This window comes from Clostridioides sp. ES-W-0016-02, assembly GCF_020641035.1.
Taxonomy (GTDB): domain Bacteria; phylum Bacillota; class Clostridia; order Peptostreptococcales; family Peptostreptococcaceae; genus Clostridioides.
Genome location: NZ_CP061361.1, coordinates 1,477,940 through 1,495,239, shown reverse-complemented (window position 1 = coordinate 1,495,239; position 17,300 = coordinate 1,477,940). Strand labels below are relative to the sequence as shown.

Below are 17,300 nucleotides of genomic sequence, written 5' to 3'. Positions count from 1 at the left end.
CCCCCTAATCAAAATCAAATTTATTTTTTATATAGTGCTTTTATTATCAAGTACCATTAAATGATACTAAATGGATTTAAATATACATTACTTTTTATTGTTTCAATCTCTTCAAATTCATCCAAAAATCTCTTCATAACATGTTTAAATATATCTTCTGTATCAAAATGTCCACAATCTACTATACATATTCCCATATCAAGTGCATCTTGTGCCTCATGATATTTTACATCACCAGTTATTAGAACATCTGCGCCTTGTCTCTTAGCCTTTTTCACAAACTCAGAACCAGCTCCTGTTACAACAGCAATTTTTGTTATCTCGGTATTAAGACTTCCAACTACCCTTATATGCTTCATATTTAATTTTTCTTTTATTTTATTAGAAAGATTTTCTAATGTTGTACTTTCATCAAGTTTACTTATTCTACCTAATCCAAATGTTTTTCCTTTGTTTTCTAGCTTGTACAAATCATAAGCAACTTCTTCATAAGGATGTGCATCTATCATAGAACTTATCACTCCACCTAAACGCTTCTGTGGTACTACAGTTTCAATTTTAACCTCATTTACACTTTCTATATCATTTATACTTCCAAGAAACGGATTTGAGCCTTCTAATGGCTTAAATTGACCTTCTCCTTCTATCGAAAATGTACAGTTACTATAATTTCCTATATGGCCTGCTCCTGAATTACTTAGTGCCTTTCTCAACACTTCTGAATAATTACATGGAACATATACTGCAAGTTTGTATAAAGTCTCATTTTCAGTGACATCTAAAACTTTTGAGTTATTAAATTCCATAATTTCCATGAAATAATCATTTAGACCATCAAATGCTATGTCAAAATTGGTATGCATAGAATAAAGGGCTATATCATTTTTAATGAGTTTTTGTATAAGTCTACCTTTTAAGTCTGCGCTATTAATCTTATTAATTTTTCCAAATATAAAAGGATGATGTGTAACAATTAAATCAACATTTTGAGATATAGCTTCATTGATTACATTTTCATTGGCTTCTAAGGATACCAGAATCTTCTTTACATCCATATCAAAATCTCCAACTATAAGACCTACATTATCCCAATCTTCAGCTAAGCTTAGAGGATACTTTTTTTCAATTTTTCTAGTAAGACTCTTCAGTAACATATTTACCTCCTATTTATTTTATTAAATTTTCAAGTTTTCTTATTGCTATTTTACTTTCTTCTCTCTTCCTATCTATTTCTTCTCCATGTTTACCTTCTAGTTGATTAACTATAGCACTATATGTTTTTATTTTTTTTTCTACAAAGTCATAAAAAAGAGAATCTTTATTTTCTAAAAGTTTTATTCCAACTTCAAACTGTATCTCATCTTCTATTATAGTATTTTTACCTGTATATTTGGCAACTATTATTTCATATATCCTAAAATCTTCTCTCACTAAAACCTCTGTTAAAATTTCATATCCATTATTCAGAAGATAGCGTCTAAGCTCTTCTTGTGCCTGCATAGGCTGTAATATCAATTTTTCTATACTATGTGCTACTTCTTTTTTAGCTTCTAGAAGCTCACTTATCAATATACCTCCCATACCAGCAATTATTACTTCTTCAACTTCACCTATTTCTAGTACCTCTATACCAGAACCCAATCGTAAATCGACTTTCTCTAAAAGATTGTTCTGTATGACCTCTTTTCGTGCATTGTCAAGAGGTCCTTTATTAACATCTGCCAACACTGCAAATGGAACTCTTTCCTCCTTTAGCAAATAAACTGGTATGTATCCATGGTCCGTTCCTATATCAGCTATCTTTTTACCATCTGACACCAATGATGCTATTTTTAATAATCTATCTGTTAGTTTCAAAGATATATCTCCTTTCAATCTTTTTATTTGTTCTTGATTTTAAACTAAAACCAAGATAAAAAATAATATAAAATCTCTACCACAAAATAGCCATGAGATATCACTTATCCCATGGCCTTTATTGCAAAAACATTAATGATGTATCTTTTTAATCTAAATAATCTCTAAGTTTTTTTGATCTACTTGGATGTCTTAATTTTCTTAGTGCTTTTGCTTCTATTTGTCTTATTCTTTCTCTAGTTACATCAAACTCTTTTCCAACTTCTTCAAGAGTTCTAGCTCTTCCATCCTCAAGACCAAATCTAAGCTTTAATACCTTTTGCTCTCTATCATTTAATGAGCCAAGTACATCTTCTATTTGTTCTTTAAGTAAAGAATATGCTGCTGCCTCAGCTGGAGCTGGTGCATCATCATCTGGAATAAAATCTCCTAAATGACTGTCCTCTTCTTCTCCTATTGGAGTTTCTAAAGACACTGGGTCTTGAGCTATTTTCATTATCTCTCTTACTTTATCTTCTGTCATTTCCATTTCTTTTGCAATTTCTTCTGGTTTTGGGTCTCTTCCAAGTTCTTGAAGTAGTTGTCTTGATACTCTTATTAATTTATTTATAGTCTCTACCATATGCACTGGTATTCTTATAGTTCTCGCTTGGTCTGCTATAGCACGTGTTATAGCTTGTCTTATCCACCATGTTGCATAAGTACTAAACTTATAGCCCTTTGTATAGTCAAATTTTTCAACAGCTTTTATAAGACCTAAATTTCCTTCTTGTATTAAGTCTAAGAAAAGCATACCTCTACCTACATATCTTTTTGCTATACTTACAACTAGTCTTAAGTTCGCTTCAACTAATCTTTGCTTTGCTATCTCATCACCTTCATGCATTCTTCTAGCAAATTCTACCTCTTCATGTGGCTTAAGTAGAGGAATTTTTCCTATTTCTTTTAAGTACATTCTAACAGGGTCGTCTATACTTATCCCTTTTGGTAAAGATAAATCCACAGTTTCTATTTCTATTGCAGAAGAGTCCTCATGTGAAATTACTTCTGCATCTTCATCTATGTGGCTCATATTTAAATCGTCATCAGTAGCCGAAAAGTCTATATCAGCTTTATAGTTCTTTGTTTCTGTTATTTCTATTCCCAAATTACCTAAAGTTTCATAAAGATTTTCTACCTGATCCTTATCAAGTTCAGTTTCAGAAAAAGCTTCCATTATTTCTGCAAGCGTCAATGAACCTTGCTTTTTTCCTTTTTCTATTAGTGTCTTAGCGGTAACTTTTTTTAACTCTTTTTTATTCGACTTATTTTCCACACTCAAACCTCCTTTCTCTACAAGCTTTTTAAAATTTTATTTATCTCAACTATTTTTAAAGCAATTTCCATAACTTTACCATCTACCTCTTTCATATCATTATTATTTTCTAATTCCTGTTGTTCTTTCAACAAGTTATTAATTTGTTCTTCTAATGAGTTCTTTCTGATATTTGTTATTATTCCTTCTATTTCTTTTGTGTTCTCTAAGTTTATACTATTCAAAGAAATTGAATTTAATTCTTTTAAGTATTCTTCGGATATGTTTAAACTTTTCAATTTGTCAATAGTTATTTTGTCCAATTCTTGATTTTTAATCATGTAATTTAAAATTTCTTTACTTTCATTCAATAAAAAATCACTTTCTTCTACTTTAAGTAGAGCTATTTCTCTAATTTTTTTGTCTTCTAACATTATTTTTATTAGAGTTTCTTCAACTAATTGTTTTCCATCTTGTCTAACTTCGACTTTTTCAATTACTTTTTCTTCTATCTTTTTCTGGTTTTTATTATTATATGGCTTATTGTAGTTTTTACCATACACTTCCCTTTTTATAGACTCGACATTAATATCTATTTGATTACTTAAATATTTTGTATAAAAATCAATTTCTACAGGACTTGTCAATTGTTTTATAATCTTAGAAGCTTCTTTTGCAAACTTCACTCGTTCTTCATCTTTTTGAATATTGAATTCTTTTTTAAGATGATCTATTTTATATTTTATGTAGTGAGTAGAAACATCCATTGCCTTTTTATAATCACTAAGTCCGTACTTTCTTACAAATTCATCTGGGTCTTTAGAGTCTTTCAAATCCAAAACTTTTACAGTAATACCTAATTTAATAAGTATATCTATAGCTCTTAAAGTCGCTTTTATTCCAGCTTCATCAGAGTCATAAGATATAATAGCAGTATCCGCATATCTTTTTATTAAAATACCTTGTTGTTCAGTCAAGGCTGTTCCAAGGGTTGCTACTACATTTCTTATACCATACTGATAAAGTGAAATTAAATCCATATATCCTTCAACTAAGACTATAGTTTTATTATCTAAATTTTTTCTAGCAAAGTTTAGTCCATATAAGTTTTGTTTTTTATTAAAAATTAATGTGTCTGGAGAATTTAAGTATTTTGGTAAAGAATCATCTAGTACTCTTCCTCCAAATCCAATTATATTTCCTCTATAATCAAATATAGGAAACATAACTCTATTTCTAAATTTATCATAGCAATTAGTTCCATCTCTATTTCTTGCAATTAGACCGCACTCCAATAAATCTTGTTTTGTATACCCTTTATTAATAAGAGCATTCATAAGAGAATTCCATGAATCCAAAGAAAATCCTAGACCAAATTTTTTAATTATTTTATCATCTAATCCTCTAATCCTTAAATATTCATACCCAAGATTTTTACTTCCCAATAAGTTTGAAAGATAAAATCTAGCAGCTTCTGTATGAATATCTTGAAACTTTTTAGATTTCTCTATTTTCATTCTAGTTTCTTCATTCATGTTGGTATTAATTTCTATACCACATTTATTTGCTAAAATTTTTACAGCATCCATAAAATCTAAATTTTCCATTTTCATGACAAAATTTATCACATCTCCACCTTCACCACAGCCAAAACACTTATAAATTTGTTTTGATGTATTTATATAAAAAGATGGAGTTTTTTCTCCATGAAATGGACATAATCCTTTATAATTAGCTCCAGATTGTTTTATATTCATATATTCAGATATTATACTTGCTATATCACATCTAGCTTTTATTTCTTCGATAACGTCTTTTATATCATTCATATTATCACCTTCTGGTGTAATTTTTTGTGTTAACATTTCTATTCTACACTATATTCTAAATTTGTCAATCACTCAATATACAGAATTCGACTTTTTTTATTGATATCCTTCTTATTAATCAAAAAATTTTTATTTTTTATGTTAATTACATCAATATTAGATTTTTATTTATGTCAAATAATCTAACTATTAAATTATATATCTATTATCTTATAAATTTACATCAAAACTATCACGAATAAAAAAGAGGCTCTTGCCTCTTTTTAATAAACACTAATTGATTTCATCAAATCTTCAAATTCATCAAAGCAGAGAGATTGAATCCCATCTGATAGAGCATTTTCTGGGTCTGGATGAACTTCTACCATTATTCCATCTGCTCCACATGCAAGTGATGCCATTGACATAGGTTTTACTAAATATCTAACTCCAGTAGCATGACTTGGGTCTACTACAACAGGAAGTCCCGTTTCTTTTTGAATAATCGGTACAGCCGCTAAGTCTAATGTATTTCTAGTATAATCATTGTATGTTCTTATACCTCTCTCACACATTATAATGTTACTATTTCCTTCTATTGCTATATATTCTGCTGCACCTATCCATTCAGTAATTGTTGATGCAATTCCTCTTTTTAACATAACAGGCTTATTTTGTTTTCCGATTTCACTTAAAAGAGTAAAGTTTTGCATATTTCTTGAGCCAATTTGAATTATATCACTGATACTATATAATTCATCCATATCTCTTATATCCATAAGTTCTGTAATAACAGCTATCCCAACCTCTTCTTTAACTGCTTTTAATATTTCAAGACCTTCTTTTTTTAATCCCTGAAATGAGTTTGGTGATGTTCTTGGCTTATATGCTCCTCCTCTTAAAATATTTGCACCATGACTTTTTACAAATTTAGCAGTCTTTAAAAGTTGCTCATAACTTTCTATTGCACATGGCCCAGCTATTACAAGTTTATCTTCTTTTACAGTTATTTCTTTATTATTTGTATTTATCACTATCTTTGAATTATCATTAAATAGGTTTTTACTCATAACCTACAAGCTCCTTTACTTCTTCTATTTCTTTAGCAGATAGGAGATTTAAATATTCTTTTATTGATTTTTTATTTATTAAAAGTTCCTCATTCAAATCCATAAGTGGTATCAAAACAAAAGCTCTATCTTGAATCCTTGGATGTGGTATTAGTAATCTTTCATCAGTTGAAACTACATCATTAAAAAATAGTATATCTACATCAATAGTTCTTGGACCCCAATGTACTATTCTCTTTCTATGCAATTCTTCTTCTATTTTTTGACAATATTCTAACAACTCATAAGGTTCAAACTCTGTTTCTATCTCTACACACATATTTAGAAAATCTGCTTGTTCTGTATATCCCCATGGCTTTGTTTCATATAATTTTGATTCTTTTACTTCATATATAGAATCACTATCTCTCAAAAGTTCACATGCTTTTGATAGATTATCAAATCTATTGCCCATATTCGTCCCTATTCCCAAATAAGCCTTATTCATCTCTTGTTCTCCTTATCTCAACACCAAAGTAGTCATAAATTCCATTTACAGGAGCTTCTGGCTTTCTAACTCTAACCATAACTCCATTTACAAGGTTAAATTTATTTAAGACTTCTTCAGCAATATTCTCTGCCAAAGCCTCCAAAAGATTAAATTGTTTATTTTCTGTAATATCCTTAACAACACTATAAACTTCAGCATAGTTTACAGATTTATTTATATCATCACTAAGTCCTGCTTCTCTTGAATCAACATAAAGTTCCATGTCGACAAAAAATTTCTGACCTAGAAAATTTTCTTCTTTAAGCACACCATGATATCCATAGAATCCTAGATTACTAAGTAATATTTTATCCATTATACTACACCTACTTTCTATATATTGCATCAGTCATTTTAGCTGCCATTAAATTTTCATAAACATCATGCACTCTAACTATATCTACACCATCTCTTATTCCAAGTACAGTAGTAGCTATTGTTCCTTCCAATCTCTTTTTAGGTTCAACTGGAAGTACTTTTCCTATTACTGATTTTCGAGATGTTCCAAGTAAAATAGGATAGTCTAATTCTTTCAATTCATTTAATCTTCTTAATACTTCTATATTTTGCTCAAATGTCTTCCCAAACCCTATCCCTGGATCAAGAACTATTTTTTCTTTTTTTACACCACAGTCTATTGCCATTTTTATGCTCTCTTTAAAGAAGTCCTTTATTGACTCCATTATATCTTTGTCATAGTTTGTCCCATCTTGATTATGCATTATACATACTTCTGCATCATATTTTCCTACTACAGAAGCCATATTCTTATCTCTTCTAAGCCCCCAAACATCATTTACCATAGTGACACCTAATTTTAGAGCTTCTTCTGCAACATCTGCCTTGTAAGTATCTATTGATATTGGTATATCTAATTCTTTTTTAAGTTTTTTTATCACAGGGATTACTCTTCTTAGTTCTTCCTCTGAATCTACATATCTATGACCTGGACGTGTAGATTCACCACCTAAGTCAATTATATCAGCACCTTGTTCAACCATTTCTTTTGCATGTTTTATTGCTATGTCTAAATTACTAAAGTCTCCTCCATCAGAAAAACTATCTGGAGTTACATTTAATATACCCATTATATAAGTTCTTTTACCATAATCAAACACAGTTAATGACACTCCCTTAAATTAAAATTTATATCTTATCAAACGATTTTTATCTACAATAATTTACTACTTCATAGTAATTAAACTCATAGCCTCAGCTCTTGATGCAATATCTTTTTCAAATATACCTCTAACTGCTGATGTAACAGTTTTTGAACCAGGCTTTTTTACACCTCTCATTGTCATACACATATGTTCAGCTTCCACTACTACTAAAACACCATATGGCTGTAGCTCTTCCATTATTATGTCTGCTGCATTTTTAGTAATTCTTTCTTGTAATTGAGGTCTTTTTGCTAATGTGTCTATTACTCTAGCAAGCTTAGAAAGCCCTGTAAGTCTTCCACCTTTTGGTAAATAAGCGATATGTGCCTTTCCAAAAAAAGGAACCAAATGATGCTCACAGCATGAATAAAATGGAATATCTTTTACTAGTACTAGTTCTTCATGCTTTTCATCTGCAAAAAGAACTTTTAAGTGGTCTCTTGGTTCTTCACTAAGACCAGAGAATATCTCTTCATACATTCTAGCAACTCTATTTGGAGTCTCTATTAGACCTTCTCTATCTGGGTCTTCACCAATTGCTTCTAATATTTCTCTTACTGCATGTTGTATTTTTTCTTTATCTACTTTATTCATTTAAACTCCCCCCATTGACTCGTGACTAGAAGATTAATTTTATAATCTTTTTTGTCTCAATTTCTTTAAAAATATAATTATAAACATCTAAAAGTTTTTGATAGTCATAACTTTCACTTACCTTTGATACTAGGTTAAAAAGTTCCTTATTTTCTTTTTTCAAAACTTTTAGCAATTTTTTATCTTTTGGTACCCATTTATCATTTATATTAAAGTACCCAATTATTATATCTTTTAAATATAAATTCGTCAAAAAATGATATTCAAAAACATCAAATTTTTCTTTATTTTTCAACTTTGATATTTTTGTTTCAATATCTTGTTTTAAAAAAGACTTTTCTTCTAAAGACAATTTGCTAGGACCTTTTAAGTAAATATCTCTGCTCATATCTTTTATAGTATTGGATATATTCTCCATATCAAATAGTACTTTAGCATCCTTCATCTCTTTCACAAAGAAGTACTCTCTATCTGACAATAATTTTTTTACACCATCTTTTGAAAAATAATTTATATCAAATTCTATTCCCTTTTGTTCAAACAGTACTCGCTCTTGTTTTTCCCCTTCTTTTACAAAAACGAATACATCAATATCATTAACTTCTACATTATAAAAACTAAAATCTACATCTTTACTAGAACCCACTAGAAATACTGCTAATGTATTTGGATTGTCTATTATTTTTTTAATATTTTCACTATATACTTTATAAGTATGACTTGCCATCTCTTATCTCCAATAAATTGTTAATATTTTAATTTATTACAAACACTCTATTATTTTATTAAAAATAATATTTTCTCTGCCAAATTCTGTCTTGTCAATTTCTGTAACTTTCATTGCTCCCATAAGACTATTTGTGACAAAAACAAAATCAAAACTACTAATTTCTGATATGTTAATTTCATTTTCCATCAACTCTATATGTAATTCGTCACAAATCTTTATAATCCTTTTTTTTATTGTTCCATTTAAAATTGGTAATTTACTACTGGGTGTATATACTTTACTTCCTCTTATAAAGAATATATTACTCATAGAACATTCTAAAATCACACCATCTGAATTTATAAATATACCATCATTGTATCCATTCTTATTTGCAATATTTTTAGTATATATATTTTCAAAATAATTAGTAGTCTTATGTCTATAAATTAGGCTATCTCCCCTAACTATAGGAGATATAGTCAATTTAAAACCTTTATTATATGCTTCTTTATTATATGGAATTTCTCTAATAGATATATTGTAACCTTCATCAAAAACGGTAATCCTAAGTGCTTTATTAATAATATTTTCTTTTTTTATGTATTTAATAATTTCATCTATTAGAAATCGCTTTTCATAATTTATATTCAAATCCAAACATGTTATCGAATTGAGCATCCTATCTATATGTGTATTTAAATCTATAGCTATACCATCTTTAACTTTAATAGTCTCAAATAACCCAATTCCAAATTTACTCAAGCTACTATTAAAGCTTAAATTATTCTTCATAATATCCCCTCAAGGCTTTCATTATAGATTTTGCTTTATCTAGTGTTTCTTGGTATTCTTCATCTGGGTCAGAATCCCAAGTCATGCCTCCTCCAACTTGGAAGTATACTTTTTTGTCTTTTTTTATTATAGTTCTAATTGCTATATTAAAATCCATATCACCATTAAAACCTATATATCCAATTGAACCAGTATATACATTTCTCTGTGTTGGTTCCAGTTCGTCTATGATTTCCATTGCTCTAATTTTAGGTGCTCCTGTTATAGAACCACCTGGAAAAGTTGCTTTTATTATATCAGTAGCATCCTTATCATCTTTTAGTTCACCTACAACTGTTGAAACCAGATGATTTACATTTGCATAAGGTTCAATTACAAACAACTCTGGAACTTTGACACTTCCAGTTTTGGATATTCTACCAATATCATTTCTTTCTAAATCCACTATCATAAGTAACTCTGCTCTATCTTTTTCGCTATTTTTAAGTTCCTCTTGAAGCTTTAAATCTTCTTCCTTATTTTTGCCTCTTGGTCGAGTGCCTTTTATTGGTCTTGCCTCTATTTTTTTATCAATACATCTTATAAATCTCTCTGGAGAATTTGATAAGATATGTGCTTCTTCAAAATTTAAAAATGCTCCAAATGGTGCTGGACTAAATCTTCTTAAATCTCTATATAACTCAAAACTTGTCAATTCTGTTTCCCCACTAAACCTTTGTGTCAAATTAGCTTGATATATGTCACCTTGTCTTATGTACTCTCTAACATTTCCAACTGCATTTTTAAATTCTTCCTTTGTAAAGTTAGATTTAAGTTGAATAGGTTTTACATCTTTTTCCTGATAGCATATACTATCTATTCCTTTTTTCTCTCCTGTTAATATTTTTTCTTCTATATCAGCTATTATTTTTTCTTCTACTTTTATATCTATATCTGGAGTGGCTATGTAAGTTTTTCCCTTCAAATGGTCTATTACTATAACATGGTTATAAAATCCAAAATACATATCAGGCATCTCAATATCATCTATAGCAGTTCTAGGTAATTTTTCTATATAATTTCCCAAATCATAAGACAAATATCCTACAGCTCCACCTATAAACGGTAAGTCAGTTTTATTTACAACTTTATATTTATCTAATTCTTTTTTCAAATTTTCTAATGGATTTTCATCAGTATTTTTATATCTTAACACTTTAAATGGCTGGCTACTTATAAAAGAATATCTTCCTAACTTTTCTTTGTCCATAGCACTATCTAATATAAAACTATCATTTTCATTTTTAAAAATAGTAAATATCTCAAAAGAATTTAATTTAGTTTTTATTTCTCTTATCATTTTATCTATGTATCCTTTCCCTAGCTTCTTTTATAAAGTTTTTCAGCATTTCATGACCATACTCTGATAAAATAGCTTCTGGATGAAATTGTACTCCTTCTATTAAATACTTCTTATGTCTAATTCCCATTATTTCACCTTTACTTGTTGTTGCTGTAACTTCAAGTTCATCTGGAACTGTATCAGAATCAATTATAAGCGAATGATACCTAGTAACATTTAAAGGATTTTTAAGACTACTAAAAACTCCCTTATTACTATGGTTTATACTGTATACTTTTCCATGAACAGGTTGTTGTGCTTTTATTATGTTACCACCAAAAACATGTCCAATAGTTTGGTGACCTAAACAAATTCCTAGTATAGGCTTCTTATCTTTGAAATATTCAACAATATCTATACAAACCCCAGCTTCTTTTGGAGAACATGGACCTGGAGATAACACAATTATCTCTGGATTTAGTTCTTCAATATCTCTTAATGTTATTTCATTATTTCTTTTTACTATAACTGTTTCCCCCAATTCTTCTATGTATTGTACTAAGTTATACACAAAAGAATCATAATTGTCTATCATGAGAATCATACTATAAATCTCCCCCCAAAAAAATTATTTAATTAATTCAGAAACTGTAACAAACTTAAAACCTTTTTCTATCATCTTTGGAATAAATATATCCAAAGCTTTGACTGTATCATCAGTTGCATAGTCATGTAAAAGTATTATATCTCCATTTTGTACTTTATTAATTATTTTATCTGCGATACTATTAGCTCCAGGATTTTTCCAATCCCTCACATCTACGCCTGTCCATAAAACTACTTTGTAATCATGCTTTTTTGCAATTTCTACTAAATCCTTTTCTCTGTAACTCCCAAATGGTGGTCTAAATAATGTAGGTTTCTTTCCAGTAACTTTCTTTAAAATTTCTTCACACTTAACAATCTCCTCTTCAATTTGACTAGAAGTTAAATTGCTTATATCAGGATGATTAAAAGTATGATTTCCTATTTCATGCCCTTCTTTACTTGCTCTTACCAGTGGTTCTTTATACCACTGTGCATGTTTTCCAGCTATAAAAAATGTAGCCTTTACATTATACTTCTTTAACACATCTAAAACTTGATCAGTTTCTTTAGGATGAGGTCCATCATCAAAGGTAATTGCTATTAGTTTCTTTTCCCTTGAACCATGTTTAATTAAAATATTTTCATTCGTTTCCATCATTAAAGCAGAAACTTTACTAAAATTGGCTATTAGTATTATTCCACAAAACAAGACTACTGCTATTAAACTCTTAAATATTGTCTTTTTTTTCCCTGGTGTCATTTTTAAACTTCCTTTCAAATATTTTAGTTATTTATAAAAATTTTGAGTGTAGTACGTTTTATAACTTCCTCCAAATATTACTCCAACTCCAATATTATTATAATTCCCCAAAATATTTTTTCTATGTCCTTCTGAATTCATCCAAGCTTCATGTGCATATATTGCATTAATCTGTCCTGCTGCTATGTTTTCTCCTGCTGAAGTATATATTATTCCTTCTCTTTTCATTCTATCAAAAGGAGTTTCATCTTTTTTGTTTATATGGTCAAAAAAATTATTATCTCTCATATCTTCACTGTGTTTTCTTGAACTTAAAGTGGCTTGCTCACTGTATCTTAGTGAATTCAATCCTCTTTGATTTCTAACACTATTTACAAGGTCTATAATTTCAAATTCAAAGCATTTTTTAAGTTCTTCTTTATCAGTTGGATATAATTCTTTGAACTCATCTTCTGTACTTTTATCAATTATTAAATATGAACAAACTCTATTTTTTTCATGAATATCGTAGAAAATTGTAATATATTTACCTTCCTTATTTATTATATCATATTGATTTTCTGAATTTATTATATATCTAGTATTTCCTTTTTTCTTATATTTTAATGGAGTAATCTTGTTTCTTACTGTTTGTCTATCTTGATTTATTTTTATATCTTGATTTTCACATGAGTTCATAGAGTTACTGTAAAGTGCAACTACCTCATCATTTTCAACACCAACCATTGCAAAATCTTTTCCATATTGATTATATACATACCAGTCAAATCCATATTCACTAGTATCAATTCTACCAGGCTTTCCAATATTAGCTAAAACTTGATTTAAGTTTTCTCCTAAATTTAGTTTTTCAAAATTTTTTATATTAGTCTCGTTTAAATTATTCTCTCCATTATTATTTAGTTGTGAGCTTTGATTTTTCTCATCTTCCTTTTTCTTTGAATTATCACTTAAGTTTATTTTATCTAAAAACTCATTCCATATTTCGCTTTGAAAAAATTTTTCCTTCAAATCATCTACTTCTCTCAATAATTCAGGACTATAAAATAAAACAATAAGTATTACTAATACTAAAGCAATTAATTTTTTCAATATATTCCTCCTTTAAAAAGCTTCACTAAAAATTTCTAATATATACATTATCATGTATTAATACTGATAATATATACTAATTAAATCCTATTAACATCTCTTTATATGTTTTTTATTTAATAAGTATTATAAAAAAGCTTTACCTATTAATAGATAAAGCTACAATCTTAATGAAAATATTTCATCTAAAGTTCTATCAAAGATAGATGGCTTATCAAATTTCCAAGTTCCTTCATAAACTAATTCATTATTTAGATAAAAAGTACCTTGACCATGTTTTTTACCATGCATAAACTCTCCTACATACTTCTTTCCTTTTGACCATATGTAAGTTCCTTTTCCATGAATCAAATTATTTTTCCATTCTCCTTCATAAAGTATTTCTCCTTCACTATTATAACAAATACCATATCCCTCCATCTTTCCACCTTTAAATTCTCCTGCATATATACATCCATCATTCCATTTATAAATACCTTTTCCATCTTTTTTGCCATTCTTCCAAGTTCCAATATATTCATCTTTACTGTTATAGAGCATATTCCCAATGCCATTCATCATGTCTTCCTCAAAATAACCTATATACTCATTACCGTTTGAAAATACAAAATTTCCTTTTCCATTTTTTTTATCTTGTTTAAATTCTCCTATGTACTCCATATCAGTTCCTTCATCTACAAAAAAAGTATATGAACCTTGACCTTCCATCTTTCCTTCTAAAAACTTTCCTACATATACATCTCCATTAGAAAATTTATATATTTTGTTTTTTGGCTTTTTTGTATCGACATCATCTATATCACGAATTGTTTTTCCTTCTAATTCCAAGACTTCACTTTCTGATGCAAAATCACCCTTTTTTAAAACACGTTTTTTCATATTTTTTATGCTCTTAATCTCTTTATTTACTTCATTTATATATTTTAAATAATTATCATACAAATCAACATATTCTTTAGATAAATTCATAATGCCATTCCTCCAACGTTATTCATAGATATTTTATTAAATCTATTAAATTTATTATATCCTAATACTGGTCATGTTTTCTACACATTGAGTAATTTTTTCAATTTTAATTTTAAAATAACCTCTTTTAAAGTGATACACAAATAGTAAATAAACCATATTTATTATATTTTTAAATAAAAGAAGCTGAGGACTATAATATATAAATTTACATATTACAAACCCTCAGCTTATATTTTTATAGTTTATAAGTCTTTTGCTTTAAATCCTCTTCCTTTTACCTCTGTAACATCATTTACAGATATAAATGCTTTTTTATCATATTTTAAAGCTATATCCTTTATCTTTGGTATCTCACTTGATGCAACTATTGTATATATAATCTTCTTTTTTTGATGAGTGTATGCACCCTCTGCATCCAAGAAAGTTACACCTCTAACTAAACTTCTCATTATGTCTTCTGCTATCAAATCGACTTCAGTTGACATTACCATAACAGATTTTTGATAATTCATTGCATCTTTAATAAAAGTCATTGAATATGCATTTAGAAATAATCCTATGAGAGTATATAATGCTAAATCTAAACCAAATAAAAAGCTTCCTGTAAGTACTATCAAACCATTTATTGCTAAAGCAGTATCTTTCATTTCTATATTTTTCTTAATTTTTAGTATTGCAGCTATAATGTCTGTACCACCTTGAGAAGACCTAGTTCTAAATACAATACCAACTCCTAAACCAGATAATATACCTCCATACACACTTTGAAGTAATATATCATTGATAGGTATGATATTACTTACTTCCTGAGTTGCACCTAATAATAATGAAAATACAATCATATTTAATAAACTTGAAATACAAAATTCTTTTTCTAGGTATATAAAACCTAAAATAAATATTGGAATATTGATTAAAAATGTTAATAGACCCACATTGATATTTGTCAAATAGTTTATAGATGTTGCTATACCTGTAGCACCTCCACTTAATAGATGTGCTGGTCTTAAGAACCCATTTATTCCTATAGATGTCATCAACATCCCCAGTAGCATTGTTGAATATCTTAAAGCTGGATGTTTTTGTAGGGTATTCTTAACTTCACTCATTTCTTTCTCCCTTCAATTCTTATAAATCTTTAGAATTTTAAAAACTTACTTTTATATATATTATTACTGATGTAATAGATAATATTTCAAGCAAATTTTTTCATAGAGTTTCTTGAACTGTCATCTATTACATCATCTATTATAGTATCTTTTATATATATGTCTAGTGCATTTTTTTATATTCCAAAATTTCAAAGTACTTAAATTCTCTCATTTATGCTCCAAATTAAAATTCTTCTAGCACAATATGATACTATATATTATGCAACTTGCAATATAGTAAATTTATAGTATTTTTTCTTAAATATTTATTTTTATAGTATTTTAGTAAACTTAACCATATAATTCTTTATTCATAATTAAGTTTTAAATGAAATTTTTATTTTTATAATTTCAGTACATGATTTTTTTATTTCATTATTTGCAATTTTTTCATTCAGTTTTTACTTTAAAATTTTTTTATTTTATTTTGTTTTAAGTATTCAAAGACGCCTATTGTTACTTTATATTTTTACATAAAATTCATTATAATTGGGATTAATATTACTGTAATCGTACCAGAAACCCCAATAGAAACTCCACTCATTGCTCCTTCTACTTCTCCAAGTTCAAAAGCTTTAGTTGTTCCCAGAGCATGTGCTGATGTCCCAAGTGCAATTCCTTTAGCAACTGGATGATTTATATTTCCAAGTTTAAATACAGTTGAAGCAACCATCCCACCAAAAATACCTGTAAAAATTATAGCTACTACTGTTATTGACTCTACACCATTTAAAGAATTTGCTAAAGATATTCCCATTGGTGTTGTTATAGATTTTGGAATAAGTGAGTTTATTATACTTACATCTGAATTAGCTATTTTACCAATTATTAATACAGATGCAAAAGAAATTATTATACCACAACCTATTCCTATAACAATCTCAAGCATATGCTTTTTAAATAATTCAAACTGTTTATAAAGTGGAACTGCAAGCACTACTGTAACAGGTCCTAAAAAGAAATTTATGCTATCTGCTCCTATCTTGTAATTTTCATACGGAATTTTTGTTATGCTTAGAAATAATATGATTCCTACAATAGCAATTAACATAGGGTTACATATAGGATTATTTGTTTTTCGCTGAATGTATCTCCCTAAATTAAAAAACACGATTGTTACTATTATACCAAATACTGGTGTTTGTAATACATTATACATTCTTTTGTCCTTCTTCCTTCTTTTTTATCATTTTTTCCACTATAATTCCAGTGGTGTACATTACTACTAATGTACTTAGACATATAACTAGTAAAAGTACTAATACATTTTCTTTTATTAGGTCTAGTGATTTTATAAGAGACACTCCCGCTGGTATAAAAAATACAGCCATATTATCAAGGAAAAATCCACTTATATTTTCTATACTGCTTAAATCCAACACTTTAAATTGTAGCAATAGGAATAATAATAGCATGCCAACTATACTCCCAGGAATAAGTATAACACTTTGTATAAATGAACTTATATACTCTCCTATTACCCATATACATAAAATTATTACTAATTGATTGAAAACTTTCATTTTCCACCTCCAAAAACTAAAGAGATTGTTTCAAACCATATATTTGTAGTCTTATAAACAAGCAAATATCTTTC

At 28.3% G+C, this 17,300-nt stretch carries 19 protein-coding genes; all 19 read right to left on the bottom strand.

All coding sequences use genetic code 11. The features are described from left to right. Positions 1-56 precede the first annotated feature (56 nt). The 19 genes from IC758_RS07230 to IC758_RS07140 all read right to left on the bottom strand — a co-directional run bounded on the left by IC758_RS07230 (position 57) and on the right by IC758_RS07140 (position 17,226). A complete protein-coding gene (locus tag IC758_RS07230; RefSeq protein ID WP_227831164.1) occupies positions 57-1,154 on the bottom strand; it encodes a Nif3-like dinuclear metal center hexameric protein in 1,098 nt (365 codons plus the stop codon). A 13-nt stretch (positions 1,155-1,167) separates the two neighbouring features. Beyond that, positions 1,168-1,857, bottom strand: a complete 690-nt coding sequence (locus IC758_RS07225; protein WP_227432811.1) for a tRNA (adenine(22)-N(1))-methyltransferase — start codon at positions 1,855-1,857, stop codon at positions 1,168-1,170. Between the two features lie 148 nt (positions 1,858-2,005). Next, positions 2,006-3,172 (bottom strand): RNA polymerase sigma factor RpoD, encoded by a 1,167-nt coding sequence (gene rpoD, locus IC758_RS07220; RefSeq protein WP_227432810.1) that lies wholly within the window; start codon positions 3,170-3,172, stop codon positions 2,006-2,008. Positions 3,173-3,189: 17 nt separating this feature from the next. Next, a complete protein-coding gene (gene dnaG, locus IC758_RS07215) occupies positions 3,190-4,980 on the bottom strand; it encodes a DNA primase (RefSeq protein WP_227823712.1) in 1,791 nt (596 codons plus the stop codon). Positions 4,981-5,243: 263 nt separating this feature from the next. After that, positions 5,244-6,029: a 3-deoxy-7-phosphoheptulonate synthase gene (gene aroF / locus IC758_RS07210; protein ID WP_227860845.1), complete on the bottom strand. Its 786-nt coding sequence runs from the start codon at positions 6,027-6,029 to the stop codon at positions 5,244-5,246. Then, complete coding sequence (gene folK / locus IC758_RS07205) at positions 6,022-6,516, bottom strand: 2-amino-4-hydroxy-6-hydroxymethyldihydropteridine diphosphokinase (RefSeq protein WP_227860844.1); 495 nt, start codon at positions 6,514-6,516, stop codon at positions 6,022-6,024. Before folK ends, aroF begins: the two co-directional genes overlap by 8 nt. Then, complete coding sequence (folB, locus tag IC758_RS07200) at positions 6,509-6,874, bottom strand: dihydroneopterin aldolase (protein WP_227432804.1); 366 nt, start codon at positions 6,872-6,874, stop codon at positions 6,509-6,511. Before folB ends, folK begins: the two co-directional genes overlap by 8 nt. A 10-nt stretch (positions 6,875-6,884) precedes the next feature. Continuing rightward, on the bottom strand, positions 6,885-7,676 hold the full coding sequence (gene folP / locus IC758_RS07195) for a dihydropteroate synthase (protein ID WP_227432802.1): 792 nt from the start codon (positions 7,674-7,676) through the stop codon (positions 6,885-6,887). Positions 7,677-7,742: 66 nt separating this feature from the next. Further along, on the bottom strand, positions 7,743-8,315 hold the full coding sequence (gene folE, locus IC758_RS07190) for a GTP cyclohydrolase I FolE (protein ID WP_003429416.1): 573 nt from the start codon (positions 8,313-8,315) through the stop codon (positions 7,743-7,745). Positions 8,316-8,340: 25 nt separating this feature from the next. Continuing rightward, positions 8,341-9,042 carry a hypothetical protein gene (locus IC758_RS07185; RefSeq protein ID WP_227432800.1) on the bottom strand — a complete coding sequence of 234 codons (702 nt, stop codon included), beginning with the start codon at positions 9,040-9,042 and terminating at the stop codon, positions 8,341-8,343. Between the two features lie 36 nt (positions 9,043-9,078). Then, complete coding sequence (locus IC758_RS07180) at positions 9,079-9,819, bottom strand: aminotransferase class IV (RefSeq protein WP_227831167.1); 741 nt, start codon at positions 9,817-9,819, stop codon at positions 9,079-9,081. Beyond that, positions 9,809-11,158, bottom strand: coding sequence for an aminodeoxychorismate synthase component I (gene pabB / locus IC758_RS07175; protein WP_227860843.1), 1,350 nt, complete (start codon positions 11,156-11,158; stop codon positions 9,809-9,811). Before pabB ends, IC758_RS07180 begins: the two co-directional genes overlap by 11 nt. Before the next feature lies 1 nt (position 11,159). Continuing rightward, positions 11,160-11,744: an anthranilate synthase component II gene (locus IC758_RS07170; protein WP_227432795.1), complete on the bottom strand. Its 585-nt coding sequence runs from the start codon at positions 11,742-11,744 to the stop codon at positions 11,160-11,162. Between the two features lie 24 nt (positions 11,745-11,768). Next, positions 11,769-12,488, bottom strand: a complete 720-nt coding sequence (locus tag IC758_RS07165) for a polysaccharide deacetylase family protein (protein WP_227432793.1) — start codon at positions 12,486-12,488, stop codon at positions 11,769-11,771. 27 nt (positions 12,489-12,515) lie between these two features. Next, positions 12,516-13,580: a CAP domain-containing protein gene (locus tag IC758_RS07160; RefSeq protein ID WP_227432791.1), complete on the bottom strand. Its 1,065-nt coding sequence runs from the start codon at positions 13,578-13,580 to the stop codon at positions 12,516-12,518. A 159-nt stretch (positions 13,581-13,739) separates the two neighbouring features. Further along, the gene (locus IC758_RS07155) at positions 13,740-14,549 is read right to left on the bottom strand and encodes an MORN repeat-containing protein (protein ID WP_227432790.1); all 810 of its coding nucleotides are present in this window, start codon (positions 14,547-14,549) and stop codon (positions 13,740-13,742) included. 245 nt (positions 14,550-14,794) lie between these two features. Then, positions 14,795-15,661, bottom strand: a complete 867-nt coding sequence (locus IC758_RS07150) for a YitT family protein (RefSeq protein WP_227432788.1) — start codon at positions 15,659-15,661, stop codon at positions 14,795-14,797. Between the two features lie 511 nt (positions 15,662-16,172). After that, the gene (locus IC758_RS07145) at positions 16,173-16,862 is read right to left on the bottom strand and encodes an LrgB family protein (RefSeq protein ID WP_227432787.1); all 690 of its coding nucleotides are present in this window, start codon (positions 16,860-16,862) and stop codon (positions 16,173-16,175) included. After that, positions 16,855-17,226 (bottom strand): CidA/LrgA family protein, encoded by a 372-nt coding sequence (locus IC758_RS07140; RefSeq protein WP_227432786.1) that lies wholly within the window; start codon positions 17,224-17,226, stop codon positions 16,855-16,857. Before IC758_RS07140 ends, IC758_RS07145 begins: the two co-directional genes overlap by 8 nt. Positions 17,227-17,300: the final 74 nt, after the last annotated feature.

What these genes read in the sequence shown, in the direction of transcription:
- IC758_RS07230 (WP_227831164.1), bottom strand. Translation starts at nt 1,154, where the DNA reads ATGTTACTGAAGAGTCTTACTAGAAAAATTGAAAAAAAGTATCCTCTA.
- dnaG (WP_227823712.1), bottom strand. Translation starts at nt 4,980, where the DNA reads ATGAATGATATAAAAGACGTTATCGAAGAAATAAAAGCTAGATGTGAT.
- aroF (WP_227860845.1), bottom strand. Translation starts at nt 6,029, where the DNA reads ATGAGTAAAAACCTATTTAATGATAATTCAAAGATAGTGATAAATACA.
- folK (WP_227860844.1), bottom strand. Translation starts at nt 6,516, where the DNA reads ATGAATAAGGCTTATTTGGGAATAGGGACGAATATGGGCAATAGATTT.
- folB (WP_227432804.1), bottom strand. Translation starts at nt 6,874, where the DNA reads ATGGATAAAATATTACTTAGTAATCTAGGATTCTATGGATATCATGGT.
- folE (WP_003429416.1), bottom strand. Translation starts at nt 8,315, where the DNA reads ATGAATAAAGTAGATAAAGAAAAAATACAACATGCAGTAAGAGAAATA.
- IC758_RS07185 (WP_227432800.1), bottom strand. Translation starts at nt 9,042, where the DNA reads ATGGCAAGTCATACTTATAAAGTATATAGTGAAAATATTAAAAAAATA.
- IC758_RS07180 (WP_227831167.1), bottom strand. Translation starts at nt 9,819, where the DNA reads ATGAAGAATAATTTAAGCTTTAATAGTAGCTTGAGTAAATTTGGAATT.
- pabB (WP_227860843.1), bottom strand. Translation starts at nt 11,158, where the DNA reads ATGATAAGAGAAATAAAAACTAAATTAAATTCTTTTGAGATATTTACT.
- IC758_RS07170 (WP_227432795.1), bottom strand. Translation starts at nt 11,744, where the DNA reads ATGATTCTCATGATAGACAATTATGATTCTTTTGTGTATAACTTAGTA.
- IC758_RS07165 (WP_227432793.1), bottom strand. Translation starts at nt 12,488, where the DNA reads ATGACACCAGGGAAAAAAAAGACAATATTTAAGAGTTTAATAGCAGTA.
- IC758_RS07155 (WP_227432790.1), bottom strand. Translation starts at nt 14,549, where the DNA reads ATGAATTTATCTAAAGAATATGTTGATTTGTATGATAATTATTTAAAA.
- IC758_RS07150 (WP_227432788.1), bottom strand. Translation starts at nt 15,661, where the DNA reads ATGAGTGAAGTTAAGAATACCCTACAAAAACATCCAGCTTTAAGATAT.
- IC758_RS07145 (WP_227432787.1), bottom strand. Translation starts at nt 16,862, where the DNA reads ATGTATAATGTATTACAAACACCAGTATTTGGTATAATAGTAACAATC.
- IC758_RS07140 (WP_227432786.1), bottom strand. Translation starts at nt 17,226, where the DNA reads ATGAAAGTTTTCAATCAATTAGTAATAATTTTATGTATATGGGTAATA.